Annotated in this window: 31 protein-coding genes; 15 read left to right on the top strand and 16 right to left on the bottom strand. The window is 69.3% G+C overall.

The window, feature by feature from the left end:
• Positions 1–32 precede the first annotated feature (32 nt).
• Complete coding sequence (locus ACEN9J_RS25550; protein ID WP_413762393.1) at positions 33–713, bottom strand: hypothetical protein; 681 nt, start codon at positions 711–713, stop codon at positions 33–35.
• Positions 700–1,446: an SURF1 family protein gene (locus ACEN9J_RS25545; protein ID WP_057597540.1), complete on the bottom strand. Its 747-nt coding sequence runs from the start codon at positions 1,444–1,446 to the stop codon at positions 700–702. The genes ACEN9J_RS25550 and ACEN9J_RS25545 overlap by 14 nt, the downstream gene beginning before the upstream one ends.
• 122 nt (positions 1,447–1,568) lie before the next feature.
• On the opposite strand from ACEN9J_RS25545, the gene ACEN9J_RS25540 reads away from it, so the two are divergent.
• On the top strand, positions 1,569–1,799 hold the full coding sequence (locus ACEN9J_RS25540) for a twin transmembrane helix small protein (RefSeq protein ID WP_057596471.1): 231 nt from the start codon (positions 1,569–1,571) through the stop codon (positions 1,797–1,799).
• Positions 1,800–1,876: 77 nt separating this feature from the next.
• Here ACEN9J_RS25540 and ACEN9J_RS25535 read toward each other — a convergent pair whose 3' ends face one another.
• From ACEN9J_RS25535 to ACEN9J_RS25500, 8 genes are all read right to left on the bottom strand, one after another.
• Positions 1,877–2,758, bottom strand: a complete 882-nt coding sequence (locus ACEN9J_RS25535) for a cytochrome c oxidase subunit 3 (protein WP_057596470.1) — start codon at positions 2,756–2,758, stop codon at positions 1,877–1,879.
• Between the two features lie 67 nt (positions 2,759–2,825).
• Entirely contained in the window at positions 2,826–3,053 is a 228-nt protein-coding gene (locus ACEN9J_RS25530; RefSeq protein WP_057596469.1) for a DUF2970 domain-containing protein, read from the bottom strand.
• On the bottom strand, positions 3,053–3,679 hold the full coding sequence (locus ACEN9J_RS25525) for a cytochrome c oxidase assembly protein (protein WP_057596468.1): 627 nt from the start codon (positions 3,677–3,679) through the stop codon (positions 3,053–3,055). Before ACEN9J_RS25525 ends, ACEN9J_RS25530 begins: the two co-directional genes overlap by 1 nt.
• Before the next feature lie 37 nt (positions 3,680–3,716).
• On the bottom strand, positions 3,717–3,830 hold the full coding sequence (locus ACEN9J_RS25520) for a cytochrome oxidase small assembly protein (RefSeq protein ID WP_216087408.1): 114 nt from the start codon (positions 3,828–3,830) through the stop codon (positions 3,717–3,719).
• Positions 3,831–3,876: 46 nt separating this feature from the next.
• Positions 3,877–5,514 carry a cytochrome c oxidase subunit I gene (gene ctaD / locus ACEN9J_RS25515; protein WP_057596467.1) on the bottom strand — a complete coding sequence of 546 codons (1,638 nt, stop codon included), beginning with the start codon at positions 5,512–5,514 and terminating at the stop codon, positions 3,877–3,879.
• Positions 5,515–5,576: 62 nt separating this feature from the next.
• Positions 5,577–6,749, bottom strand: a complete 1,173-nt coding sequence (gene coxB, locus ACEN9J_RS25510; RefSeq protein WP_261213491.1) for a cytochrome c oxidase subunit II — start codon at positions 6,747–6,749, stop codon at positions 5,577–5,579.
• A gap of 60 nt (positions 6,750–6,809) precedes the next feature.
• Positions 6,810–7,286: a DUF2244 domain-containing protein gene (locus ACEN9J_RS25505; RefSeq protein WP_057596472.1), complete on the bottom strand. Its 477-nt coding sequence runs from the start codon at positions 7,284–7,286 to the stop codon at positions 6,810–6,812.
• A gap of 178 nt (positions 7,287–7,464) precedes the next feature.
• Entirely contained in the window at positions 7,465–8,382 is a 918-nt protein-coding gene (locus ACEN9J_RS25500) for a hypothetical protein (protein ID WP_057596465.1), read from the bottom strand.
• 23 nt (positions 8,383–8,405) lie between these two features.
• On the opposite strand from ACEN9J_RS25500, the gene ACEN9J_RS25495 reads away from it, so the two are divergent.
• From ACEN9J_RS25495 to ACEN9J_RS25485, 3 genes are all read left to right on the top strand, one after another.
• The gene (locus ACEN9J_RS25495; RefSeq protein ID WP_057596464.1) at positions 8,406–9,122 is read left to right on the top strand and encodes a ComF family protein; all 717 of its coding nucleotides are present in this window, start codon (positions 8,406–8,408) and stop codon (positions 9,120–9,122) included.
• 20 nt (positions 9,123–9,142) lie between these two features.
• Positions 9,143–9,604, top strand: coding sequence for a tRNA (uridine(34)/cytosine(34)/5-carboxymethylaminomethyluridine(34)-2'-O)-methyltransferase TrmL (trmL, locus tag ACEN9J_RS25490; protein WP_057596463.1), 462 nt, complete (start codon positions 9,143–9,145; stop codon positions 9,602–9,604).
• Positions 9,605–9,735: 131 nt separating this feature from the next.
• A complete protein-coding gene (locus ACEN9J_RS25485; RefSeq protein ID WP_057596462.1) occupies positions 9,736–10,029 on the top strand; it encodes a hypothetical protein in 294 nt (97 codons plus the stop codon).
• 21 nt (positions 10,030–10,050) lie between these two features.
• Here ACEN9J_RS25485 and ACEN9J_RS25480 read toward each other — a convergent pair whose 3' ends face one another.
• Positions 10,051–10,512 (bottom strand): MaoC family dehydratase, encoded by a 462-nt coding sequence (locus ACEN9J_RS25480; protein ID WP_172705582.1) that lies wholly within the window; start codon positions 10,510–10,512, stop codon positions 10,051–10,053.
• A gap of 94 nt (positions 10,513–10,606) precedes the next feature.
• Positions 10,607–11,227, bottom strand: a complete 621-nt coding sequence (locus ACEN9J_RS25475; protein WP_261213484.1) for a ParA family protein — start codon at positions 11,225–11,227, stop codon at positions 10,607–10,609.
• A 79-nt stretch (positions 11,228–11,306) separates the two neighbouring features.
• On the opposite strand from ACEN9J_RS25475, the gene ACEN9J_RS25470 reads away from it, so the two are divergent.
• Both ACEN9J_RS25470 and kefC read left to right on the top strand, forming a co-directional pair.
• Entirely contained in the window at positions 11,307–12,023 is a 717-nt protein-coding gene (locus ACEN9J_RS25470) for an NAD(P)H-dependent oxidoreductase (protein WP_057596459.1), read from the top strand.
• The gene (gene kefC / locus ACEN9J_RS25465) at positions 12,024–13,874 is read left to right on the top strand and encodes a glutathione-regulated potassium-efflux system protein KefC (protein WP_057596458.1); all 1,851 of its coding nucleotides are present in this window, start codon (positions 12,024–12,026) and stop codon (positions 13,872–13,874) included.
• On the opposite strand, the gene ACEN9J_RS25460 is transcribed toward kefC, so the two are convergent.
• Both ACEN9J_RS25460 and ACEN9J_RS25455 read right to left on the bottom strand, forming a co-directional pair.
• Entirely contained in the window at positions 13,871–14,821 is a 951-nt protein-coding gene (locus ACEN9J_RS25460) for a succinylglutamate desuccinylase/aspartoacylase family protein (protein WP_413762392.1), read from the bottom strand. The genes kefC and ACEN9J_RS25460 overlap by 4 nt on opposite strands.
• Positions 14,818–15,813: a Bug family tripartite tricarboxylate transporter substrate binding protein gene (locus ACEN9J_RS25455; RefSeq protein ID WP_413762391.1), complete on the bottom strand. Its 996-nt coding sequence runs from the start codon at positions 15,811–15,813 to the stop codon at positions 14,818–14,820. The genes ACEN9J_RS25460 and ACEN9J_RS25455 overlap by 4 nt, the downstream gene beginning before the upstream one ends.
• Positions 15,814–15,947: 134 nt before the next feature.
• On the opposite strand from ACEN9J_RS25455, the gene ACEN9J_RS25450 reads away from it, so the two are divergent.
• A complete protein-coding gene (locus ACEN9J_RS25450; RefSeq protein WP_261213479.1) occupies positions 15,948–16,835 on the top strand; it encodes a MurR/RpiR family transcriptional regulator in 888 nt (295 codons plus the stop codon).
• On the opposite strand, the gene ACEN9J_RS25445 is transcribed toward ACEN9J_RS25450, so the two are convergent.
• Positions 16,836–17,714: an amidohydrolase family protein gene (locus ACEN9J_RS25445; RefSeq protein WP_057596454.1), complete on the bottom strand. Its 879-nt coding sequence runs from the start codon at positions 17,712–17,714 to the stop codon at positions 16,836–16,838.
• Positions 17,715–17,817: 103 nt separating this feature from the next.
• Between ACEN9J_RS25445 and ACEN9J_RS25440 the strand changes: the two genes are divergently transcribed.
• The 5 genes from ACEN9J_RS25440 to ACEN9J_RS25420 all read left to right on the top strand — a co-directional run bounded on the left by ACEN9J_RS25440 (position 17,818) and on the right by ACEN9J_RS25420 (position 22,888).
• The gene (locus ACEN9J_RS25440) at positions 17,818–18,591 is read left to right on the top strand and encodes a crotonase/enoyl-CoA hydratase family protein (protein ID WP_057596453.1); all 774 of its coding nucleotides are present in this window, start codon (positions 17,818–17,820) and stop codon (positions 18,589–18,591) included.
• Positions 18,592–18,633: 42 nt separating this feature from the next.
• Entirely contained in the window at positions 18,634–20,493 is a 1,860-nt protein-coding gene (locus tag ACEN9J_RS25435; protein ID WP_413762390.1) for a feruloyl-CoA synthase, read from the top strand.
• 31 nt (positions 20,494–20,524) lie between these two features.
• Positions 20,525–21,289, top strand: coding sequence for an SDR family NAD(P)-dependent oxidoreductase (locus ACEN9J_RS25430; RefSeq protein WP_057596451.1), 765 nt, complete (start codon positions 20,525–20,527; stop codon positions 21,287–21,289).
• A 29-nt stretch (positions 21,290–21,318) separates the two neighbouring features.
• Positions 21,319–22,314, top strand: a complete 996-nt coding sequence (locus tag ACEN9J_RS25425; RefSeq protein ID WP_093347478.1) for a Bug family tripartite tricarboxylate transporter substrate binding protein — start codon at positions 21,319–21,321, stop codon at positions 22,312–22,314.
• A 73-nt stretch (positions 22,315–22,387) separates the two neighbouring features.
• The gene (locus ACEN9J_RS25420; protein WP_057596449.1) at positions 22,388–22,888 is read left to right on the top strand and encodes a MarR family winged helix-turn-helix transcriptional regulator; all 501 of its coding nucleotides are present in this window, start codon (positions 22,388–22,390) and stop codon (positions 22,886–22,888) included.
• Between the two features lie 17 nt (positions 22,889–22,905).
• On the opposite strand, the gene ACEN9J_RS25415 is transcribed toward ACEN9J_RS25420, so the two are convergent.
• Complete coding sequence (locus ACEN9J_RS25415; protein ID WP_057596448.1) at positions 22,906–23,571, bottom strand: TetR/AcrR family transcriptional regulator; 666 nt, start codon at positions 23,569–23,571, stop codon at positions 22,906–22,908.
• Between the two features lie 160 nt (positions 23,572–23,731).
• Between ACEN9J_RS25415 and ACEN9J_RS25410 the strand changes: the two genes are divergently transcribed.
• From ACEN9J_RS25410 to ACEN9J_RS25400, 3 genes are read left to right on the top strand one after another with little or no spacing between them, the layout of a single operon-like run.
• Positions 23,732–24,157 (top strand): VOC family protein, encoded by a 426-nt coding sequence (locus tag ACEN9J_RS25410; RefSeq protein WP_413762389.1) that lies wholly within the window; start codon positions 23,732–23,734, stop codon positions 24,155–24,157.
• Positions 24,158–24,201: 44 nt separating this feature from the next.
• Positions 24,202–24,738 carry an SRPBCC family protein gene (locus ACEN9J_RS25405; protein WP_413762388.1) on the top strand — a complete coding sequence of 179 codons (537 nt, stop codon included), beginning with the start codon at positions 24,202–24,204 and terminating at the stop codon, positions 24,736–24,738.
• A gap of 49 nt (positions 24,739–24,787) precedes the next feature.
• On the top strand, positions 24,788–25,207 hold the full coding sequence (locus tag ACEN9J_RS25400) for a VOC family protein (protein WP_057596445.1): 420 nt from the start codon (positions 24,788–24,790) through the stop codon (positions 25,205–25,207).

Raw genomic sequence — 25,207 nt, 5'->3', positions numbered from 1 at the left:
TGAAATCGTCGTGCGTCTTCGTCGTCGCGAGCTCAGCGGCCCGGCTCGTCCCACGAGGCGGAGGCGCGCAGCAGGCGGTCGAGGTCGCGCTTGGCGCGGCCCGCGCCCTTGGCATCCATGCGCGCGGGGAAGCGCATCATGAAGTTGCCCATCGGGTCGACCACGAACAGGTGCTCGGCCAGCGTGTGGCCGGTTTCGGGCGTAAGCCACCTGGCGAGCTGCTCGGGCGGCAGGCGCAGCACGGTGGCGCTGCGCAGGCCGTTCTCGAGGCGCTCGGGCACGGGCGCGGCATCGCTGACCAGCCAGACGCGGTCGAGCCGGTCCTTCTCGCGGCCCAGCACCTCGCGCAGCTGGCGCTGCAGGTAGAGCTGCTGCTCGCACAAGGCGTCGCAGGCGGCATCGGCCACCGCCACCAGCAGCCACTGGCCCTTGAGCGTCTGCAGGCTGACCGGCGCGCCCGCGCGGTCGGCGGCGGTCAGCGCCGGCATCTCGTGCTGCGGATCGATCAGTTGGCCATAGACGCTGCGGCCCTCGGGCCGGATCACGTAGTAGGTGAAATACGAGGCGATCACGGGCGCCGCGCACATCAGCATGACGGCGATCATCTTCCAGCGCCCGACGACCGTGCGGCGGCCCTCCGCGCCGTCGAGCGCCTGGGTCGGCGACGGCATCGAGTGCACGGTCAGCCCCAGCGGCTCGTCAGAGGCCTGCATCGCGGCGTGCGCGGCGCGAGCGCCGGAGGGGGGCAATGAATTGGAACCAGACATAGAGGATCACCACGAGGGCCGACAGGCCGAACCACTGGAATGCATAGCCATAGTGTTTCTCCAGGCCCAGCGCGGGCGCCGGCCAATCGCGCTGCAGGCCCTCGGAAGCGGGCCCGGTCTGCTGCAGCGACACGTCGGTGCGCAGCGGCAGTTGCGTTTCGGCACGGAAGCCTTCGAGGTCGAGATTCTGCCGGATGGGCGAAGACCCCTCGCCAGCCGGTGCCGAGGCCGGCGCGGCGGGCTTGCCGAGCTCGAGCAGGTGGCCCGGCGGCGGCTCGATCAGGCCGGTGACGTCGACGAGGCCGGCCGGCGTCTCGACCGCGCCCAGCTGCGTGCGGTCGTTGAAATTGCGCTGGATCCAGCCGCGCTGCACCATCACCGTCTGGTTGCTGCCCTCGAGCGCGAGCGGCGTCAGCACGTAGAAGCCGGGCACGCCGTGCATCTGGCGGTTGTCGAGGTAGACCGATTGCGCCGCGAGCCACAGCCCGCGCAGGTGCACGGGGCGGTGCAGCATCTCGGCGGGACGCTCGAGCGCGAGGAAGTCGGCCTGCTCGAGCGGCGGCTTGAGCTTCTGGGCCTCGATCTCGGCCTGCAGCGCCTCTTTTTGCGCCGCGCGCGAAAGCTGCCAGCGGCCCAGCGAGATGGTCGACGAGACGGTGACCAGCGCGGCGATGGTCATCAGCCAGAAGCGGGCCCAGGTCCAGCCGCGGTCGCTGCGCTGGCGGGAGGAGGCGCGGTCCGGCGCGGGGGCGGGGTCAGGGGATCGGGAGTCACTGGAGCGCGGGTGGCAGGCGGCCGATAATGCGGGTCATGAAATACTTCGTTGCCCTGTTGTTCGTGGGCATCTTCGCGAGCCTGGCTTTCGCGCTCTTCTACATGTTGAAGGACGGTCGCAACGGGCGCGCCAAGAGCGGCGGCATGGCGCGCGCGCTCACCTTTCGGATCGGCCTCTCGGTCTTTTTGTTCCTCTGCATGCTGCTGGCCTGGAAATTCGGCTACATCCAGCCCACCGGGCTCCCTCTCGGCAAGTAGGTGGTGCTCGTTCCACGAGAACCATGAAAAAGGCGCCTGACGGCGCCTTTTTTCTGGAATGCCGCGAGGTGCTTCGCTCAAAGCCAATAGACCAGCATGTAGAGGCCCAGCCACACCACGTCGACGAAGTGCCAGTACCAGGCGGCGCCCTCGAAGCCGAAGTGGCGCTCGGGCGTGAAGTGGCCCTTCTGCAGGCGCAGCGTGATGAACAGCAGCATCAGCATGCCGATGAACACGTGCAGGCCGTGGAAGCCGGTCAGCATGAAGAAGGTCGAGCCGTAGGTGCCCGAGCTGAGCTTGAGGTTCAGTTCGGTGTACAGGTGGTGGTACTCGTAGCCCTGCACGCCCAGGAAGATCACGCCGAGCAGCACGGTGAGCCACATGAAGCGGATGGTCTGCGCGCGATGGCCGGCACGCAGCGCGTGGTGGGCGATGGTCAGCGTCACGCCCGAGCTCAGCAGCAGCGCGGTGTTGATCGTGGGCAGCCAGAACGGGCCGACGGTCTGGAACGGCTCGACGATGCCGGCCGGCGAACCGGTCGCGCCGGCCGCGACGCTGGGCCACACGGCCTTGAAGTCGGGCCACAGCAGCGCGTTGTCCAGGCTGCCGAGGTTCGGCAGCGCGTGGGTACGGGCCCACCACAGCGCGGTGAAGAAGGCGCCGAAGAACATCACCTCGGAGAAGATGAACCAGCTCATGCTCCAGCGGTACGAGAGGTCGATCTTGTGGCCGTACTGGCCGCTCTCGCTCTCGCCGATGGCGGCGCGGAACCACACGAACAGCGTGCCGAGCCAGATCAGCATGCCCAGCAGCAGCGACCACGCACCCCACTGGTGGCCGTTGATCCACTGCCCCGCGCCGAGGATCACGAAGAACAGGCCGATGGCGGACACGACCGGGTAGGCCGAGGGTCCTGGCACGAAGTAGTAAGGCGTGGTGCCGTGGGTGGTTGAACTCATATCAGCTCCTGGCTTTCTTTCTTCTCTCGATTCGATGGGTTCTGGGTGTCGTGGGTTCGTTCGGGTCTCAGGGCGCGACCACGAAGCGCACCACCAGCACGAGGCCGACGATGAACGCGATCACCATCACGAAGGCGACCGCGATGATGTGCAGCGGGTTCAGCTTGGCCAGGTCGTCCTGGTAGGCGCTCTTCTTGCGAATGCCGAAGAACGACCAGGCCACGGCCTTGAGCGTCGCGAGCAGCGAGCCCTTGCGCTGCGTGGCGGGGGTCGGGGTGGGCGGCGAATCGACCATCACGAACGCGGCTCGGCGGCGGTGGCGGGCGCGACGGCGACCGGCGCCGCGGGCGTCTTGCCGCCGACCTCGAAGAAGGTGTACGACAAGGTGATCGTCTTCACGTCCTTCGAGATCTTGGGATCGATCACGAAGGCGACCGGCCACTGCTTCTTCTCGCCCGCGTCGAGCGTGTACTGGTTGAAGCAGAAGCACTCGAGCTTGTTGAAATAGGGCGCGGCCTGCTGCGGCGCGTAGCTCGGGATGGCCTGCGCGGCCATGCGGCGGTTCTGCACGTTCTGGAACTCGTACATCACCGTGTTGAGCTCGCCCGGGTGCACTTCCATCGTGCGCTCGGCCGGCTTGAAGTCCCAGAGGCCGCCGCGCACGTTGGAGTCGAACTCGACCTTGATCGTGCGGGTCATGTCGATCTGCGTGTTGTCGGGCACGCGCACGTTCTTGCCGCCGCTCGCGCCACCCGGCACCTCGAGCTCGGAGAGCGCGAGGATGTTGATGCCGGTCATCTCGCAGATGGCGCGGTACAGCGGCACCAGCGCGTAGCCGAAGGCGAACATGCCGCAGGCGACCACGGCCAGCTTGCCGACCATCTGGACATTGGCGCGCCGGATGCGTTGACCGAGGCTCATGTGCGTGTGCTCCCGTGCCTGGAAATTGATGGAGGCGTCAGCGGCCGCTGAACCAGACCATGCGCACGACGAAGCCGATGAAGAAGATCAGCGCGATCGAGGCCAGCGTGAGCCCCATGCGGCGGTTGCTTCTTCTCTGTTCGGGCGTCATCGCGTGGCGGTCTCGGTCGTCGGGGTTGCGTGGGGCGGTGCGGCGCTCAGCCGATCACCTTGGTGGCGGTCGCGTCGAGCTTGGGCGGCGTCTCGAAGGTGTGGAACGGCGCCGGCGACGGCACTTCCCACTCGAGGCCCTCGGCGGCTTCCCACGGTTTCTGCGGTGCCTTCTCGCCCTTGCCGAGCATGGTCGGCAGCACGACGAAGAAGAAGAAGTACACCTGGGCCAGGCCGAAGGCGAAGGCGCCGACCGATGCCACCGCGTTGAAGTCGGCGAACTGCATCGGGTAGTCGGCATAGCGGCGCGGCATGCCCGCCAGACCCAGGAAGTGCATCGGGAAGAAGGTGATGTTGAACGAGATCAGCGACCACCAGAAGTGGATCTTGCCGCGCGTTTCGTTGTACATCACGCCGGTCCACTTGGGCGCCCAGTAGTAGTAGCCCGCGAACATCGCGTAGAGCGAGCCGGCCACCAGCACGTAGTGGAAGTGGGCCACCACGTAGTAGGTGTCCTGCAGCTGGATGTCGATCGGCGCGATCGCGAGGATCAGGCCGGTGAAGCCGCCCATCGTGAACACGAAGATGAAGCCCACCGCGAACAGCATCGGCGTCTCGAAGGTCATCGAGCCCTGCCACATGGTCGCGATCCAGTTGAAGATCTTCACGGCCGTCGGCACCGCGATCAGCATGGTCGCGTACATGAAGAACAGCTGGCCCGTGACCGGCATGCCGGTCGTGAACATGTGGTGCGCCCAGACGATGAACGACAGGATCGCGATCGACGAGGTGGCATACACCATCGAGGCGTAGCCGAACAGCTTCTTGCGCGCGAAGGCCGGCACGATCTGGCTGATGATGCCGAAGGCCGGCAAGATCATGATGTAGACCTCGGGGTGGCCGAAGAACCAGAAGATGTGCTGGTACATCACCGGGTCGCCGCCGCCCGCGGGGTTGAAGAAGCTGGTGCCGAAGTGGCGGTCGGTCAGCGTCATCGTGATGGCGCCGGCGAGCACCGGCATCACGGCGATCAGCAGGTAGGCGGTGATGAGCCAGGTCCAGCAGAACATCGGCATCTTCATCAGCGTCATGCCGGGGGCGCGCATGTTGAGGATGGTCACGATGATGTTGATCGAGCCCATGATCGACGAGGCGCCCATGATGTGCATCGCGAAGATGCCGGCGTCCATCGAGGGGCCCATCTGCAGCGTGAGCGGCGCGTAGAGCGTCCAGCCCGCGGCCGGTGCGCCGCCGGGCATGAAGAACGAACCGACCAGCATCAGCGCCGCCGGGATCAGCAGCCAGAAGCTGAAGTTGTTCATGCGCGCGAACGCCATGTCCGAAGCGCCGATCTGCAGCGGGATCATCCAGTTCGCGAAGCCCACGAAGGCCGGCATGATCGCGCCGAACACCATGATCAGGCCGTGCATGGTGGTGAACTGGTTGAACAGCTCGGGGTTCACGAGCTGCAGGCCCGGCTGGAACAGCTCGGCGCGGATCAACAGCGCGAGCACGCCGCCCACCATCAGCATCGTGAAGCTGAACAGCAGGTAGAGCGTGCCGATGTCCTTGTGGTTGGTCGCGAACACCCAGCGGCGCCAGCCGGTGGGCGCGTGGTGGTCATGGTGGTCGTCGTGCGCGTGGTCGCCATGGGCGTGACCGTGGGGGTCGAGGACTGCACTCATTTCATCGTTCCTTGAATATCTCGTCGCTGGGCGCTGTTCGCTGTGTTGTTCCGGTCAACCGATCACTTGCCGCGCAGGGCAAGGACTTCGGCCGGCTGCACGATCTGGCCCGTCTTGTTCGACCAGCTGTTCTTGGTGTAGGTGGCGACGGCCGCGAGGTCGGTGTCGCTCAGCTGCTTCCAGGACGGCATCGCGCCGTTGTTCTGGCCGTTGAGCAGCACCATCAGCTGCACCTTGTGGTCGGCGTCGAGCACCTTCGGGTCGCCGTCGAGCGCCTTGATCGGGCCCGCGCCCTTGCCGTTGGCCTGGTGGCAGGCCGCGCAGTTGGCGGCGTAGACCTTCTCGCCGCGCGCCATCATGTCGGGCAGGGTCCAGACCTTGGTCGGGTCGTCGAGCTTGGCGGCGGCTTCCTTGCGCTTGGCGGCGACCCAGGTCGTGTAGTCGGCGGCCGAGACCACCTTCACGTGGATCGGCATGTAGGCGTGTTCCTTGCCGCACAGTTCCTGGCACTGGCCGTAGTAGTCGCCGACGGTCTCGGCGCGGAACCAGGTGTCGCGCACGAAGCCGGGGATCGCGTCCTGCTTGATGCCGAGCTGCGGCACCGCGAAGGCGTGGATCACGTCGTTGGCGGTGGTGATGATGCGAACCTTCTTCTGCACCGGCACGACCATGGGGTTGTCGACCTTGAACAGGTAGTCGTCGGGAATCGCGCCCTTGGCGCCGGCGTCGGACATCGCGCGCTGCGAGCTGTCGAGCGTGGAGATGAAGGCCAGGCCCTCGCCTTCGCCGTTCAGGTAGTCGTAGCCCCACTTCCACTGGTAGCCGGTGGTCTTGATCGTGAGGTCGGCGTTGGTGGTGTCCTTCTGGGCCACCAGCACCTTGGTGGCGGGCAGCGCCATCGCGATCACGATCAGGAAGGGAACGATGGTCCAGATGACTTCGACCACCACCGATTCATGGAAGTTGGCGGCCTTGTGGCCCACCGACTTGCGGTGCTTCCAGATCGAATAGAACATGACCGCGAACACGGCCACGAAGATCACCGTGCAGATGATCATCATCACCGTGTGCAGGAAGTGCTGCTCCTGCGCAATCTTGGTCACACCGACCGGAAGATTCAACTGGCGCACCGAGGGGCCGCCGGGCAGATCGTTGACTGCGTGCGCCGCGCCGCTGAAAGCCGCGCCGGCCGCCAGCATCGCCGGCATGAACTTATTGCGCCAAATGCTCTTCATCGTGTTCACGTTTCTTCAAATTTTCAACAAACCCAACCGTGCGGCACCGCGCGAGCCCCCTCAGGCGCCGCGCAACGCCATCCGGATCTCGCGCGCCAGTGCGGCCCTCAACTCCGGCCGCACATAGCGTCCCACCCTGACCGACCGACCCTGGCCCGACAACTCGATCAGCGATCGGTCGCCGGTCTGCGGCTCGATCCGCACCCGGTGCGGAAGAAATTCCGTGCGCTCGTAGCTCCCGCCGTTCTCGAGTTCGACCACGAGCCGACCTGCCTGCAACATGATCCTCTCGCCGTCGGTCGCATGCCGCGCGTAGGCCATGAACGCGAACCCCACGGCGGCCAGTTCGAGCCAGGCGAACGGCAGCACGAGCGGCGCGCCATGCAGCCAGAAGACCGTGCCTATACCGAGCGATACCACGCACAGCGAAGCGTAGAGCCAGCCGAGCTGGCTCGGCGTCACCGAGCAGTTCCGCTTCAGGAACCAGTGGATGTTCTGGCCTGAAACGGTGGCAAATCGAAACACGGAATTCGACACGGGCGAGTTCAGCAAATCGGTCAATCGGCGCCCGCCCGAACCCTTGTCTTCCACGGGTTCCGACGGACCTCGATCGCGGGCATGTACCCACGAGTTTCACGCAACGGCGGATTGTAGCGGGTAGATACCAGCGGCCGTGTACCGAATGCGGCACGCGCGGGCCGCTCGACAACCGGCTTCAGTGGGCCGGCGGGCGCCCGCGCTGCAGCATCGCGCGCATCTCGCGCAGCGAGACCGCGCTCTCGGCCGACAGCGAGACCCGCGGGGTCGGCTTGAAGGCATGGCCGTAGATGATCTCGAAGGTCAGCGCGATCCGGCCCTCGCCGCCCTCGGCCGGCGCGAGCTCGGGCAGCGCCTTTCGCAAGGCCGCGTGCCAGGCCCGGCCGCGCAGGGCCGGAAAACGCGCCGGATGCAGGTTGCGTCCGAGCGTGCGCAGCTCGGCCAGCGCGGCCTCGGGCGTGGCCCAGGTCAGCACGATGCGCTCCATGTCCATCACCGGCTCGGCGAAGCCGGCATGCACCAGCATGTCGCCCCAGTCGTGCATGTCGGTGAACTCGTGACTGGCGGCCGGCCAGCCCAGGCGCGCATGCAGGGCGCGCAGTTCGCGCAGGGTGTCGGGGCCGAAGCACGAGAACATCAGGAAGCCGTCGGTGGCGACCTGCCGGTGCCAGTGCGCGATCAGCGCCTCCGGGTCGGCCGCCATGTGCAGCGCCATGTTGGCCCAGAGCAGGTCGACGCCCTCCTCGGGCAGTCCGTCGAAGCGCAGCTTGCCGCCCTGCCAGCGGCGCGCGCTCCACCAGGGCGCGGCCAGCGCGGCCGAGGTCGCGGCGGCCAGCGCGGGTTCGGGCTCGATCACGAAGGCCTCGGCCTCGCGGTAGCGGCGCGCCAGCAGCTCGTGCGCCTCGAGGCCGCCGCGCAGCGGCGCCCAGTCGGCCCAGTGGCGCGGCCTGGCCTTGATCCATTGCAGGCGGTCTTCCATGCGCCGCCCGATCTCCTCGTGCAGCCAGGGCGAGCCGTCGGCGGGCGCCAGCCGGCGCCAGCGGGCGGCCGCCGCGGCATCGATGGTCGGCGGTCGTCGTTGGGGGTCGGTGGCCATGGGGGCGTGAGTATATTGAGCCCATGCTCAGCCGCTGGACCGCACGCCCTTTGACCTCGCTGTTGGCACGGCTGCCCAGCCAGTGCGCGCTGTGCCGCGACTGGCCGTCGCGCCCGGTGTGCGAGGCCTGCGCCGCGCGCTTCGCCGCCAGCGCGCCGCGCTGCCAGACCTGCGCGCTGCCGCTGCCCGCGGGCGTGGCGCGCTGCGGCGACTGCGTCGTGCACCCGCCGCCGCTCGATGCCTGCCTCGCGGCCTGCGACTACGCTTGGCCCTGGCCGGACTGCGTCGCCGACTTCAAGTTTCGCGGCGACACCGGCTGGGCCGGCCCGCTCGCGCAGCTGCTGCGCGCCATCCCGCAGGCGGCGGCGCTGCTCGATGCCTGCGACCGCGTGCTGCCGATGCCGCTCGCGCCGGGCCGGCTGCGCGAGCGCGGCTTCAACCAGGCGCTGGAACTGGCGCGCCGGCTCGCGCCCGCCAGGACCGATGCCACGCTGCTGCTGCGCACGCGCGAGACGCCGGCCCAGCGCGGCCTCTCGCGCGCCGAGCGCATGCACAACCTCCAGGGCGCCTTCGCGGTCGAGCCGCTGCGCGCCGATGCGTTGGCCGGGCGGCGCGTGGTGCTGGTCGACGACGTGATGACCACCGGCGCCTCGCTGTTCAGCGCGGCCCAGGTGCTGCGGCGCGCGGGCGCGGCGCATGTCGCTGGCATCGTGCTGGCGCGCACCGGCAAGCCGCACTGAGCGTGGCGACAATCGGGGCCATGTTCCATATCGTCCTGGTCCACCCCGAGATTCCGCCGAACACCGGCAACGTGATCCGCCTGGCCGCCAACACCGGCTGCACCCTGCACCTGGTGGAGCCGCTGGGCTTCTCGATGGACGACAAGCTGCTGCGCCGCGCCGGCCTCGATTACCACGAGTACGCCGAGGTGCGCCGCCATGCGAGCTGGCAGGCGCTGGTCGACCGCGAACGGCCGGCGCCCGAGCGCCTGTTCGCGCTCACCACGCGCGGCACCCGCGCCGTGCACGACATCCGCTTCGCGCCCGGCGACTGGCTGGTGTTCGGCTCCGAGACCAGCGGCCTGCCGCCCGCGATCCGCGAGAGCTTCGATCCCGCGCAGTGGCTGCGGCTGCCGATGCGCGAGGGCCAGCGCAGCCTGAACCTGTCGAACGCGGTGGCGGTGACGGTGTTCGAGGCCTGGCGGCAGAACGGATTCAAATGAGGCTTCGCGACCCCTCGCGCGATGGGGTCGCATCCGAACGGCGGAATCCCCCGTATGGAAAGCATGCCGGCTCGATGCATTCCGGCATGCCGATCCACCCACGCTCCACACGGGGCACGAGGAGTTCCACCATGCAAGCCAAGTCCATCGCCTTCGCCGCCCTCGCCACCCTGGTCCTGAGCCACGGCGCCCAGGCCTTCCAGGGCGAACAGAATCCGCTGCCCGCGGCACCGTTCCAGTCGACGCTGTCGCGCGCCGAGGTGCAGGCCCAGGCCATGCGGCCGCTGCGCATCACCAATGGCGGCACCGGCGTGGCCCGACCGACCGACGGCATGACCGACCGCGCCGCGGTGCGCGCCAGCGCGGTCGGCATCACGCGCCAGGGCGCGGCCGCCTATGGCGAGATCAGCGACCGCCGCATGTAAGAAAAGAAGGGGCCGCCCGCGTCAGCGGTAGCGGCGCACCACCGACTCGGCCACGCAGGCGGGCTTGGCCGCGCCTTCGAGCTCGATGGTGGTTTCCCAGGTCATCTGGATGCCGTCGTCGGCAATGGGTTCGGCGGTCAGCAGCTTCATGCGCGCGCGCAGCCGCTTGCCCACCGGCACGGGCGACATGAAGCGCACCCGGTTCAGGCCGTAGTTCACGCCCATGCGCGACTCCACCACGTCGAGCGCGGTCTCGTAGAAGCGCGGCAGCAGCGACAGGGTGAGGAAGCCGTGGGCGATCGGCCCGCCGAAGGGACCGGCCTTCGCGCGCTCGAGGTCGACGTGGATCCACTGGTGGTCGCCGGTCGCCTCGGCGAACTGGTTGACCTGCTCCTGGGTGATGGTGATCCAGTCGCTCACCGCGACTTCCTGGCCGACGCAGGCGGCCAGATCCTGAAGGGTCTGGAAGGTCTTCTTGGTCATGCGCCGCACTCTAGCGGCAAGGCCGCGGCCGCGGGTGTCGGCACCGCGACAAGCGGCCTCAGGGAATACCTGGGGCGCCCAGACACGCGGCGGCTCAGCTTTCGAGCCATTGGCAGATCGGCTGCCATTGCTCGAGGTCGCGCTGCACCCGTCCCGGCGCGATGTCGAACACGGTGAGTCCGCGCGCCGCGAGCTGCACGTAGTTCTGCGTGTCGCGCAGCTCGCCGACCACCGGCACGCCCAGCCCCGCGATGAATTCGTTGAGCCGGTCGGCCGCCAGCGTGCGGGCGTTGACGCGCATGCCGACCAGGCCGATCTGCGTCTTCTCGGCGCGGCGCTGCTCGAGCAGCCGGTCGATGAATTCGCGCGTGGCGTAGATGTCGAAGATGCTCGGCTGCAGCGGCACGATGAGCTTGTCGGCCAGCCCGATCACATCCTTGAAGCGCCAGCCGTGCAGGCCGGCCGGCGTGTCGAGCACCGCATGGGTGGTGCCGCGCGGCGGGCGCACCACGCTGTTGTCCTCGGTGGCGTCCCAGGTCGAGATGGTCCGCGCCTGCGGCGGGCGCAGCCCGAGCCAGAGCCGGGAGGACTGCTGGCGATCCACGTCGCCGAGCATCACGGCGTGGCCGCGGCTTGCAAAGTAGCCCGCGATGTTCGTCGCGAGCGTGGATTTGCCAACGCCACCCTTGGGATTGGCGACCAGAACCACCGGCATGGAAATCTCCTCCAGAAGGGACAGTCCGCCATGGTAGTGGCTGGCGCCCAAAATCCCGGGACTGCGCTATGTTCGCGGGATGACGACAACAACATCCACGGGAACCCCTCAGGGTGGAGGCACCTACGTGCTCGCCGCCCATCCGCACTGGCGCGATTCGCGCGTGAACCGCCGGCTGCTGGCCGCGGCGCGCGCGGTGCCGGGCGTCGATGTCAACGACCTCTACGGCACCTACCCCGACTACGCGATCGACGTCGAGGCCGAGCAGCGGCGCCTCGAGCGCGCGCAGCTGGTGGTGCTGCTGCATCCGATCCAGTGGTATTCGATGCCGGCGCTGCAGAAGCTCTGGGTCGACGAGGTGCTGGCCTACGGCTGGGCCTACGGGCCGGAGGGCATCGCGCTGCAAGGCAAGGACCTGTGGCTGGTCGCCACCACCGGCAGCCCCGAGAGCAGCTACCACCCGCAGGGCTACCACCGCTATTTCTTCGACGCCTTCCTGCCGCCCTACGAGCAGACCGCCGCGCTGTGCGGCATGCGCTTCCTGCCGCCGCTGATCTTCCATGGCGCGCGCAGCGCCCCCGAGGCCGAGGTGGCCGCGCATGTCGAGGTCTTCGCCCAGCGCCTGGGCAGCTACCCCGACTGGCCCGAGATGGACGAGCTCGACGCCTGCGTGGCCTGCCCGGTACCAGAGAGCGACCGGCCGGCCGAATCGGACGACATCGGCAAGGTGGTCGAGCGGGTGTTCCACACCACCATGAGCCGCCGGCTGGCCGCCACGACCGGCGGGAGCGCCTGAATGGAGCACGCGCCCGCCTGGCTGACCAACAGCCTGATCTACCTGAGCGCCGCCGTGCTGGTGGTGCCGCTGTCCAAGGCCCTGGGCCTCGGTTCCATCATCGGCTACCTGGTGGCCGGCATCGCCATCGGCCCGTGGGGGCTGGGGCTGGTGTCGCGCGTGGAGGACGTGCTGCACTTCGCGGAATTCGGCGTGGTGCTGATGCTGTTCCTGGTCGGCCTCGAGCTCGAGCCCAAGCGGCTGTGGAACCTGCGCCGGCCGATCTTCGGCTGGGGCACGGCGCAGGTGCTCAGCTGCGCCGCGGTGCTGTTCGCCATCGGCTGCGCGGTCGGCGCGCCCTGGCGCGTGTCGCTGGTGGCGGCGCTGGGGCTGGCGCTGTCCTCGACCGCGATCGCTCTGCAGGTGTTCGGCGAACGCAACCTGCTGCGCACGCCGAGCGGCCAGGCCGGCTTCTCGATCCTGCTGTTCCAGGACGTGGCGGCGATCCCGATCCTCGCAATCCTGCCGCTGCTGGCCGGCGCCACCGCGGCCGAGCAGTCGATGGGCGGCCTCGACCGCCTGCTCGAGGGCCTGAAGATCTTCGGCGTGATCGGCGGCATCGTGCTCGGCGGCCGGCTCGCGCTGCGCCCGGTGCTGCGCTGGATCGCGCGCAGCGACACGCCCGAGATCTTCACCGCCGCCGCGCTGCTGCTGGTGGTGGCGATCGCGGCGCTGATGCAGTTCGTGGGCCTGTCGATGGCGCTGGGCGCCTTCCTCGCGGGCGTGCTGCTGGCCGAGAGCGAATACCGGCGCGAGCTCGAGACCGACATCGAGCCCTTCAAGGGCCTCTTGCTCGGGCTGTTCTTCATCGCCGTGGGCATGACGATCGATTTCGGCGTGCTGCTCGCGAGCCCCTGGATCATGGCGATGCTGGTGGTCGGCTTCATGGCCATCAAGCTGGTGGTGATCTACGCGCTGGCCAAGGCGATGGGGCTGGCCTACCAGGAGCGCCCGGTGTTCACGCTGCTGCTGGCGCAGGGCGGCGAATTCGCCTTCGTGGTGTTCCAGTCGGCCGGGCCCGACGTGCTGCCGCCGCAGGTCACCTCGCTGCTGATCGGCGCGGTCGCGCTGTCGATGCTGCTGTCGCCGCTCCTGCTGGTGCTGCTCGACCGCTACCTGCTGCCGCGCTACAGCCGTTCCGGCGGGCCGCAGCTCGAGGAGATCTCGGAGCAGCAGGACGCCAAGGTGCTGATCTGCGGCTTCGGCCGCTATGGCCAGATCGTGGGCCGCATGCTGATGTCGCAGGGACTGCAGGTGACGGTGCTCGACCACGATGCCGACAACGTCGAGGGCCTGCGCGAATTCGGCTTCCGTGTGTTCTACGGCGATGCCACGCGCCTCGACCTGCTGCGCACCGCGGGCGCCGGCACGGCCAAGGCCGTGGTGGTGGCGGTCGACGACATCGAGCAGTCGCTGGAGATCGTCGACCTGTTCCGCGAGAACTTCCCGCAGACGCGGATCATCGCGCGGGCGCGCAACGTGAGCCACCTGTTCCAGCTGCGCGACCGCGGCGTGACGCTGGTCGAGCGCGAGGTCTTCGAGTCCTCGCTGCGCAGCGCGCGCTCGGTGCTCGAGGTGCTGGGCTGGCCCGCGCACGAGGCGCGCGAATCGAGCATGCGTTTCCGCGAGCGCAACCTGAAGCTCACCGACGAGATCTACCCGCACTACAAGGACCGCGCGAAGCTGATCGCGGTCAACAAGGCGGGCCGCCAGCAGTTCGAGGAGCAGATGGCGCGCGAGCGCGAGGAGCGCAAGCGGCGCGCCGGGAACGACTGGGACCGGCAGGAGGAGGACGAGGAGCGGGTGCCTTAGACCGGCACCGTCAGGTACACGCCCTCGCGGCCCACCAGCGCCGCGCGCGTGGGCATGAAGACCGTGCAGCCGTCGCAGGGCGAGCGGATCTCCTGCCCCGCGTCGACCGCGATCAGCTCGCCCCGGTCGAAGGTCTCGAAGCCCAGCAGCGGCCGCGTGAAGGCGAAGCTCTCGGTCTTCACCATGTGCACCTCGAGCAGGCGGAAGCGGCGCGCGGGCGCGGCGGGCGCCTGCGGGGCCACCGGATCGACCAGCCCGAGATGCGCGAGAAAACGCTGCGTCACGTCGACCGCGAGCTCGGCGGCCGAGCGGCTGAAGTGCTGGCCGCACTCCACCACGACGGCTGCGCCATTTCCCTCGACTTCACCGTGGCGGCCGTAGCCGATCACGCCGGTGCCCGGCGCCGCGCCCGCGGGCATCACCAGGTGCACCAGCGGCGCGCCCACGGCCAGCGCCAGCCGCGCATTGCGCTCGAGCTCCGGATAGACCCAGAAGGGCTGCACCGGCGCGCGCGTCGAATGGATGTCGAGCACGTAGTCGGCCGCATCGAGCACCGGCCTCAGTTCGCGCGCGCGGCGCAGCTCGGGGCTGTCCTCGTTGCCGTCGAGCAGCGCGGGCGTCCAGATGCGGTTGAGGTTGTGCACCAGCTGGCGGTTCTCGTAGGGCCGCTCGATGTCGAAGGCCTCGTAGGCCTCGACGTTCGCGAAGCTCACGGTCAGCGTGCCGATCTTCGGGCGCACGCCGCGGTCGAGCAGGTCGGTCGCCGCCACCATGCCGCAGATCTCGTTGCCATGCGTCAGCGCATTGACCAGCACATGCGGCCCGGGCCGGCCCGATTCGAAACGATGGACGTAGTCGATGCCGGTGTTGCCCGCGCGGTAGGCCGAGAGGTCGCGCGGCAGCACCTCGAGCGGCGCGGTGTCGGGGATGAACGAGGACGCGCTCATTCGCCGCGGATCCCCGCGCGCTTCACCATCTCGCCGTACAGCGCGAGACGCTCCGACATCATGGCCGTGAACTGTGCGGGCGACTGCGGCTCGGGCGTGAGCGAACCACGCGACTCCAGCGCCTCGACCATGGAAGGCTGGTCGGCCACCGAGCGCACGGCCTTGTGCAGGGTGGCGATCACCTCGCCCGGCGTCTTCGCGGGCGCGGCCAGGCCGATCCACGAGGTGGTGTTGAGCACCGGATAGCCGAGCTCCGCGAAGGTCGGCACGTCGGGCAGCGCCGCGACGCGCGCCGGCGCGGCCACCGCAAGCGCGCGCAGCTTGCCGGCCTGGATGTGCGGCAGGAAGGGCGCGAGGTTGTCGAGGCCGAACTGCACCTCGTTCGAGATCAGCGCCGTGACCAGCGGCCCGCCGCCGCGGTACGGCACGTGCGTGGCATTGAGCTGCAGCTGCGACTTCATCAGCTCGACGTTGAGCTGGCCCATGCTGCCGGGCCCGGCGCTGCAGAAGTTGAGCTCGCCGGGGCGGGCCTTCAGCAGCGCGACGAATTCCTTGAAGTTCTTCGCGGGCACGGCCGGGTTCACCAGCAGCACGTTGATCGAGCGCGCGAGCTGGCTGATGGAGGCGAAGTCCTTGATCGGGTCGTAGCCGGGGTTGGCCTGCGTGAGCGGATTCGCGAGGTGCGAGCTCTGCGACGAGACCACCAGCGTGTAGCCGTCGGGCTTGGCGCGCGCCACCTGCGCGCTGGCGATCGAGCCGCCCGCGCCGCCGCGGTTGTCGATCACCACCGGCGCGCCCAGCGCCTTGGCGAGCGGATCGGCGTAGAGCCGCGCGATCAGATCCACCGAGCCGCCGGCCGGAAACGGCACCACCAGCGTGACCGGACGCGACGGATAGGCCTGCGCATGCGCCGCCAGCGGCAGCGCGGCCGCGAGACCCGCGCCCAGGAAGGTGCGGCGGCGCAGCGCGGAGGCGGAAAGGGGGAAGGTCATGGAAGCGTCCTGGAATCGGGAAGGGATGGGGCCTGAATGTGCGTGCATTCTTGCAAGGTCGTCACATTTTTGCAATAACCATTGCAAAATCGAAGCCCATCGCGACCCCTGCGCGGGCAGAATGCCCGGCTACCATGAACCTCAACCAACGCATCTCGGGCTACGGCCGCAAGCTCACCAAGAGCGAGCAGCGGCTGATCGAGGAACTGCAGACGCGCTATCCCCAGGGCCTGCTCGAATCTGCAACGAGCCTTGCAAAGAAGGTGGGCACCAGCGCCTCGACCGTGGTGCGGCTGCTCGCCAAGCTCGGCTATCCCAGCTACGCGGAAGCGCAGCTCGAGGCCCGCTCCGAGGTCACGGCGCGGCTGGCCTCGCCCGCCACGCGCGCCGATGCCGTGATCGTCGACGACGCCTCGGTGCGCACCTGCCTGGCCAATGCGCTGCTGCACGACCAGCACAACCTGAGCTCGACCTTCGCGGCCATCGATCCCGTGGCCTTCGAGGCCGCCGTGCGGCTGCTGGTGCAGCGCAAGGCGCGCGTGCACGTGCTGGGCCACCGGCATGCCGCCGCCATCGCGGGCCACCTGGCGCTGCACCTGAACCTGTGCCTGCCCGAGGTGCGGCCGCTGGCCGGCACGGCGGCGCTGCCGCTCGAGGACCAGCTGCTGTGGGTCGGCGAGAACGACGTGCTGCTGGCGGTCACCTTCAGGCGCCACTCGCTGGCCACGGCGCGCGCGGCGGCCTACTTCCGCGAACGCGGCGCGAAGGTGATCGTGATCACCGACAGCCCCTCGGCGGCCGCGGCCGCCTCGGCCGACCATCTGATGCTGGTGCGCACCTCGAGCGCCTCGCCCTTCGATTCCTACACGGCCGCCTTTTCGCTGTGCAATGCGCTGGTCACCGCGGTCGTGCAGCGGCGCAGGAAGGAGCTGGGCGCCGCGCTCGAACGCGGCGACGCCCTGTGGGAGCAGCACTGGAACGACGCCGCCGCGCCGGCGGGCCCGGCGCGCAAGGCGGACTGATCAGGCCGCAGCGGCGGCGTCGAGCCGCAGCAGCCGCACCGCGTTGCCCTTCAAGATGCCCGGCATCACCTCGGGCTTGAAGCCCGCGACCTCGAAGTCCTTCATCCAGCGCTCGGGCGTGATCAGCGGGTAGTCGCTGCCGAACAGCACGCGGTCCTTCAGCAGCGTGTTGGCGTACTGCACCAGCTGCTTCGGAAAGTACTTGGGGCTCCAGCCCGAGAGGTCGATCCAGACGTTGGGCTTGTGCGTGGCCACGCTCAGCGCCTCGTCCTGCCAGGGGAAGCTGGGGTGCGCCATCACGATCTGCATGTCGGGGAAGGCGATCGCCACGTCGTCCAGGTGCATCGGATTGCTGTACTCGAGCCGCAGGCCGCCGCCGCAGCGCATGCCCGAGCCGATGCCGCTGTGGCCGGTATGGAAGATCGCGGGCATGCCGTACTCGGCCACCACCTCGTAGAGCGGCCAGGCCATGCGGTCGTAGGGATGGAAGGCCTGCACCGTCGGGTGGAACTTGAAGCCCTTGACGCCGTGCTCCTCGATCAGCCGCCGCGCCTCGCGCGCGCCCATCTTTCCCTTGTGCGGATCGATGCTCGCGAAGGCGATCATCATGTCGGCGTTCTTCTGCGCCGCCTCGGCGATCTCCTCGTTCGGGATGCGCCGCCGGCCCATGTTCGACTCGGCGTCGACCATGAACATCACCAGCCCCAGCTTGCGCTCGCGGTAGTAGGCCACCGTCTCCTCGATCGTCGGGCGGCGGTTCGAGCCGAAGTACTTGTCGGCCGCGCGGTCGTACTCCTCGCCGTAGTTGTCGAACGGGTTCCAGCAGCTCACCTCGGCATGGGTGTGGATATCGATCGCGATCAGGTTCTGGTGGTCCACTTCATCGTCTCCTTTACGGGAAAGTCCCTAGTCCGCGGCATCGTCGAATGCCTTGAATTGATTATTTCACATAACCATAATCCGCTTCAATCCAGAACGCAACATGACCTCTTCCGACCTCCACATCGAACTCCGCGACGACGTCGCCATCATTCGCCTGACGCGCGGCGCCAAGCGCAACGCGCTGTCGGACGGCCTGATCCTCGCGCTGCGCGATGCCTTCCAGAACCTGCCCGCCAGCGTGGGCGCGGCCGTGATCGACGGCGAGGGCCCGCACTTCTGCGCCGGCCTCGACCTGAGCGAACTCAAGGAGCGCGACGCGGGCCAGGGCCTCGCCCATTCGCGCCTGTGGCATGCGGCGCTGGACTGCATCGAGAAGGGCCCGGTGCCGGTGATCGCCGCGCTGCACGGCGCGGTGGTCGGCGGCGGGCTCGAGCTCGCGAGCGCCTGCCACATCCGCGTGGCCGACCGCAGCACCTTCTATGCGCTGCCCGAGGGCTCGCGCGGCATCTTCGTGGGCGGCGGCGGCTCGGTGCGCATCCCCCGGCTGATCGGAGTGGCGCGCATGACCGACATGATGATGACCGGCCGCGTCTACAACGCCGAGGAAGGCGAGCGCGCCAACTTCGCGCAGTACCTGGTCGACGAGGGCACGGCCTTCGACAAGGCCTTCGAGCTCGCCAAGCGTGTGGCCACCAACGCGCCGCTCACCAACTACGCGCTGATGCACGCGCTGCCGCGCATCGCCGAGCAGCCGGCCGACCACGGCTTCTTCACCGAGGCGCTGATGTCCGGCATCGTGCAGGCCGCGCCCGAGGCCAAGCAGCGCGTGCGCGACTTCCTCGAAGGCCGCGGCGCCAAGGTCAGCAAGGGCTGAGGCCCTCTTCATTCACTCATCCACTCACGCACGGGCGCCCCGATGACGGCCATCCAATACCGACCGCTCGCCTTCGGCGTCACGCGCGCGCTGCTGCGCGACGGCGCGCCGGGCACGCAGTACCTGCGCGCGGAAACGCCGCTTCGCCCCTACCGCGAGCGCATGACCGACCGGCTGCACCACTGGGCCGAGGCCGCGCCCGAGCGCACCTTCATCGCGCGCCGCGCGCGGCTGCCCGACGGCGGCACCGGCGACTGGCTGCGCGTGAGCTATGCCGAGGCGCTGCACAAGGCGCGCGCGATCGGCCAGGCCCTGCTCGCGCGCGGCCTCGATGCCGAGCGCCCGGTGGCCATCCTCAGCGAGAACGGCATCGAGCACGCGCTGCTCGCGCTCGGCTGCCTCTACGCGGGCGTGCCCTATTGCCCGGTCTCGCCGCCCTACTCGCTCGTGAGCCAGGACTTCGACAAGCTGCGCCATGTGCTGGCCACGCTCACGCCGGGCCTGGTGTTCGCGGCCGACGCCGCGCGCTATGCCCGCGCGATCGAGGCCACGCTGCCGGCCGATGCCGGCGTCGAGATCGTGCTGGCCGAAGGCGAGCTGCCCGGGCGCGCCACCACCTCGTTCGACGCGCTGGCGGCGACGGTGCCCACGCCGGCCATCGACGCCGCGATGCAGGCCACCGGCCCCGACACCATCACCAAGTTCCTGTTCACCTCGGGCTCGACCAAGATGCCCAAGGCGGTGGTCAACACGCACCGCATGTGGTGCGCCAACCAGCAGCAGCTGCGCCAGTCGATCCCGGCGCTGGGCGACGAGCCGCCGGTGCTGGTCGACTGGCTGCCGTGGAACCACACCTTCGGCGGCAACCACAACGTGGGCATCGTGCTCGACAACGGCGGCACGCTCTACATCGACGAGGGCAAGCCCACGCCCACCGGCATGGCCGAGACGCTGCGCAACCTGCGCGAGATCGCGCCCACCATCTACTTCAACGTGCCGACCGGCTTCGAGGCGATCGCGCAGGCGATGGAGACAGACCCGGTGCTACGGCGCAACCTGCTGTCGCGCGTGAAGATGTTCTTCTACTCGGGCGCGGCGCTGTCGCAGCCGGTCTGGGACAGCCTGCACCGCACGCAGGAGGCCGAGGTCGGCGAGCGCATCGTCATGGGCACCGGCCTGGGCATGACCGAATCGGGCCCGTTCGCGCTCTACGTGACCGGCCCCGACGTGAAGTCGGGCGACGTCGGCCTGCCCGCGGCGGGCATCGAGCTCAAGCTGATCGAGGTCGACGGCAAGACCGAGGTGCGCTATCGCGGTCCCAACATCACGCCCGGCTACTGGCGCGCGCCGGAGGCCACGGCCGAGGCCTTCGACGAGGAAGGCTTCTTCTCGACCGGCGACGCGGTCAAGTGGATCGACGACGCCGACATCCACCGCGGCCTGCGCTTCGACGGCCGCATCGCCGAGGACTTCAAGCTCGCCACCGGCACCTTCGTGAGCGTGGGCCCGCTGCGCGCGAAGATCGCGACGGCCGGCTCGCCCTATGTGCAGGACGCGGTGCTGACCGGCATCAACCTCAAGGAGGTCGGCGCGCTGGTCTTCCCTACGCAGAAGGTGCGCCAGCTCGCGGGCCTCGACGCCGGCGCGAGCATGCGGCAGGTGCTCGAGAGCGCGCCGGTGCAGGCGCACTTCCAGCAGGTGCTGGACCAGCTCGCGGCCGCGAGCACCGGCAGCGCCAACCGCATCGCGCGGCTGCACCTGATGAGCGAGCCGCCCTCGATCGACAAGGGCGAGGTCACCGACAAGGGCTCGATCAACCAGCGCGCCGTGCTCAAGCACCGCGCCGCGCTGGTCGAGGCGCTGCACGACGGCACGCTGCCCTTCACCTTGCGGCCGCGCTGAGGCTTTTTTTCCCATCTCTGGAGACGAACCCATGAAGATCGAAGGACAGGCCGCGCTCGTGACCGGCGGCGCATCGGGCCTCGGCGAGGCCACCGCGCGCGAACTCGCGCGCCTGGGCGCGAAGGTGGCGCTGCTCGACCGCAATGCCGAGCTCGCCGCGAAGGTCGCGGACCAGATCGGCGGCGTCGCCTGCGCCTGCGACATCACCGATGCCGCGAGCGTGAGCGCCGCGCTCGACCGGGCCGAGGCCGCGCACGGCCCGGCGCGCATCCTGATGAACGTGGCCGGCATCGGCAGCGCCAAGCGCATCGTCGGCAAGGACGGCAACCCGGCGCCGCTCGAGGACTTCGTGCGCGTGGTCAACGTCAACCTGATCGGCAGCTACAACATGGCGCGCCTGTTCGCCGCGCGCTGCGCGAAGCTAGCGGCGCTCGCCAACGGCGAGAAGGGCGTGATGCTGTTCACCGCCTCGGTCGCGGCCTTCGACGGCCAGGTCGGCCAGCAGGCCTACAGCGCCTCGAAGGGCGGGCTGGTCGGCATGACCCTGCCGATGGCGCGCGACCTCGCGCAACACGCGATCCGCGTCTGCACCGTCGCGCCCGGGCTGTTCGCCACGCCGCTGCTGCTCGAGCTGCCCGAGCCGGTGCAGCAGTCGCTCGCGGCCTCGATCCCGTTCCCGCCGCGGCTGGGCCAGCCCTCGGAATTCGCCGAGCTGGCCTGCCACGTCGTGACCAACGGCCACCTCAACGGCGAGGTGATCCGCCTCGACGGCGCACTGCGCATGGCGCCGCGATAAGCCCCAGCAACACCACCGGAGACAAGACCATGACCAACCGACGTCAGTTCGTGACGGCGCTCGGCGGCGCAGCCGCGCTCGGCGCCCTGCAGCATCCCCTGGCCGCGCTGGCCGAGATCGTCGCCCAGCAGGTGAAGATCTACTACGGCTTCCCGGCCGGCAGCGCGGGCGACAGCGTGGCGCGCCGCGTGGCCGACAAGCTCGGCGGCACCGACTTCACCAAGCTCAATCCCGTGGTCGAGAACAAGCCCGGCGCGGGCGGGCGCATCGCGCTCGACTCGCTCAAGAGCGCGCCGGCCGACGGCTCGGTGCTCGCGCTCTCGCAGGCCTCGGCGCTGTCGACCTATCCCTACATCTACAGCAAGCTGAGCTACGGCCTGGCCGACTTCGCGCCGGTCTCGATCGGCGCGGTGATGACGCACGGCCTGGCGGTCGGCCCGATGGTGCCGGCCAGCGTGAAGACGCTGAAGGACTACGTGGCCTGGGCCAAGGCCAACCCGGGCCAGGCCAGCTACGGCTCGCCGGGCGCGGGCTCCACGCCGCACTTCCTCGGCGCGCTGCTGGGCCTCAACAGCGGCGCCGACCTGCGCCACGTGCCCTACCGCGGCTCGCTGCCGGCGGTCAACGACGTGGTGGGCGGCCAGATCGCCTCGAGCCTCACGCCCAGCGGCGACTACCTGCCCTTCGTCAAGGCCAACAAGCTGCGCGTGCTCGCCACCTCGGGCGCCCAGCGCGCCGCCTACCTGCCCGAGGTGCCGACCTTCGCCGAGCAGGGCTTCCCCGAGCTGGTGGCCGACGAGTGGTTCGGTTTCTTCGCGCCCGCGAAGACGCCCGCGCCGGTGATCGCCGCCGCGAGCGGCGCGATCCAGGCCGCGCTCAAGGACAAGGCCGTGGCCGACGGCCTGCTGTCGGTGGGCCTGATCGCGCAGGGCTCCACGCCCGAGGAGATGCGCCGGTCGCTGCAGTCCGAATACGAGCGCTGGGGCCCGCTGGTGAAGAAGATCGGCTTCACCGCGGAGTCCTGAGCCGGCGCCGGGCTGTCGCCAAGTCGCCACCGGCCCGGCCCTTCGGGGCCCCGCTCGCGGTTACGCTTGCGGCATGCCCACCTCCCCGAAATCCGCCAACCCCAAGGGCGCGAAGAGCGACGCGGCCGCCGCGCCGCTCGGCAGGACGGACCGCCTCGACGCGCGCGTGCTCGAGACCCTGGTCGGCTACAACGCGCGCCGCGCCTGGCTGGTGGTGAGCGCGCTGTTCGCCAAGCGCATGGCGGCCTTCAAGCTCAAGCAGATCGACTTCTCGGTGCTCTCGCTGCTGGCGCACAACCCGGGCGCCACCTCGCGCCAGATCTGCAGCACGCTCGACATCCTGCCGCCCAACCTCGTGAGCCTGGTGGCCGAACTCGACGCGCGCGCGCTGATCGAGCGCAAGCCGCATCCGCACGACGGCCGCGCGGTCGGCCTGCATCTCACGCCGGCCGGCGAGGCGCTCGTGCGCGAGGCCGAGCAGGCCGTGATCCAGCTCGAGCTCGATGCCAGCGCGCGGCTCAGCGCGCGCGAGCGCGAGACGCTGATCAAGCTGCTGCAGAAGGTCTATCTCTGAGCCTCTGAGCGCCGCGCCTACTGCAGGCCCAGCTCCACCATCTCCAGCAGCCGCAGCGTCAGCGGCTCCAGCACCGACGGGTCGGCCTCCTTGAGCGGGCCCTCGATGATCAGCAGCGCGAGCCCGTGCACCGCCGACCAGGCCAGGTACTCGGCATTCGGGCGCCGCGCCGGATCGAGCGCGCCGGCCTCCACCAGCCGGTCCAGGCCCGAGCCCAGCAGCTGGAACGGGTCCATGCCGCTCGCGCCCGCGCTCGAGGGGCCGATGGTGCCGCGCGCCTCGTCGGAAGAGATCACGAAGGCGGTGCGGAACAGCCCCGGCTCGTCCTGCGCGAAACGCAGGTAGCCCGAGCCGATCGCCCGCACCCAGGCGCGCGCGTAGTCGGCCGGCGGCTGGTCGTGCGAGATCGCACCGAGTTCCTTCTCCATCGAACGTGCCGCGGCCGACAGCGCGGCGCCGCGCACCGCCAGCAGCAGTTCGTGCCGGCTCGCGAAGTGGCGGTAGGCCGCGTTGGGCACCACGCCCACGCGGCGCGTGGCCTCGCGCAGCACCACGGCATCGGGGCCGCCGTCGCGCGCCAGTTCGATGCCCGCGTCCAGCAAGGCCCGGCGCAGGTCGCCGTGGCGGTAGGTGGAGCGCGAGGGCGGCGCGGATTCGGCGGCGATGGCGGCGTTGCGGACCATTTCCTTCTTTCTCGGACTACGATTTTTCGATGTGGACAGTGTCCATTATCTTTGCTATTCTTTGTGGACGGTGTACACAAAGTAGTGCCATCGTATTCGCCAGGGCCTTTTTCGCCCAACGGCGCCCACGGAATAACCGCACCAGCGAAAAGGAATTGCCATGAAAGTCCAGTCCTATCTCTCGTTCGAAGGCCGCTGCGACGAGGCCATCGCGTTCTATGGGAAGGCGCTCGGCGCCGAGGTCGTGCAGCTCATGCGCTACAGCGACGCCCCCGCCGACATGCCGCCCGACGCGGACGGCTGCGCCGGCGCCATGCCCGGTCCCGACAAGGTCATGCATGCGGTGCTGCGCATCGGCGAGACCGAGCTCATGGCCTCCGACGGCCGCTGCTCGGGCCAGGCCGAGTTCAAGGGAATCATGCTGGCGATCACCGCGCCGACCGAGGCCGATGCGCGCAAGTGGTTCGACGCGCTGGCCGACGGCGGCCAGGTGATGCAGCCGCTGATCGCCACCTTCTTCTCGCCGGGCTTCGGCATGGTCGGCGACCGCTTCGGCGTGGGCTGGATGGTGGTGGTCGGCCACTGAAGCCGCGCCCCGCAAGACCCCGCGCCCTTTCCTCCCGGATCTCCATGTTCAAGAAAATCGCCCTCCTCCTCGTCGTGCTGATCGCCGGCGTCCTGCTGTACGCGGCCACGCGCCCCGACAGCTTCCGCGTCGAGCGCAGCGCGCGCATCCAGGCACCGCCCGAGCGGATCGCGCCGCTGGTCGCCGACTTCCACCGCTGGAACGAGTGGTCGCCCTACGAGAAGCTCGATCCGGCCATGAAGCGCAGCTTCGGCGGCGCCGCCAGCGGCCCGGGCGCGACCTACGCCTGGGAAGGCAACGACAAGGCCGGCGCCGGCCGCATGGAGATCCTCGAGGCCTCGCCCACCAAGGTCTCGATCAAGCTCGACTTCCTCAAGCCCTTCGAGGCCCGCAACACCGCCGACTTCAGCTTCCAGCCGCAGGGCGACGCGACCCAGGTCACCTGGGCCATGCACGGCCCGGCGCCCTACATCTCCAAGCTCATGGGCCTCGTCTTCGACATGGACACCCTGATCGGCAAGGACTTCGAAGCCGGCCTCGCCAACCTCAAGACCGCGGCCGAGAAGCCGGCGGGATCCTGAGCCTGTCCCCCTCCCGTTCTCCCATCCACCCACTCACGAAGGAACTCCCATGTCGCTCCTCAACGCCTATCTCACCTTCGACGGCAACGCGGCCGAGGCCATGCGCTTCTACGAGAAGACGCTCGGCGGAAAAATGGAAATGCTCATGACCGTGGGCGACAGCCCCGAGGCCGCCAACATGCCGCCCGAGGCCGCGAGCCGCCTGATGCACGCCAGCCTCGTGGTCGGCGACAGCACGCTCATGGCCTCCGACAGCATGCCGGGCATGCCGTACGAAGGCATGAAGGGCTTCGGCGTCGCGCTCAACTACCCGACGGTCGCCGAGGCGAAGCGCGTGTTCGACGCCTTCGCCGAAGGCGGCCAGGTCGGCATGCCGTTCGAGAAGACCTTCTGGGTCGAGGGCTTCGGCATGGTGACCGACCGCTACGGCACGCCCTGGCTGATCAACGGCGGCGCCTCCCTCGTCTGA

Source organism: Variovorax sp. Varisp41 (assembly GCF_047325085.1).
In the GTDB taxonomy this organism is placed as follows: domain Bacteria; phylum Pseudomonadota; class Gammaproteobacteria; order Burkholderiales; family Burkholderiaceae_C; genus Variovorax.
Note: the sequence above shows the minus strand (reverse complement) of the source record. Positions and strands in the feature narration are given on the sequence as shown.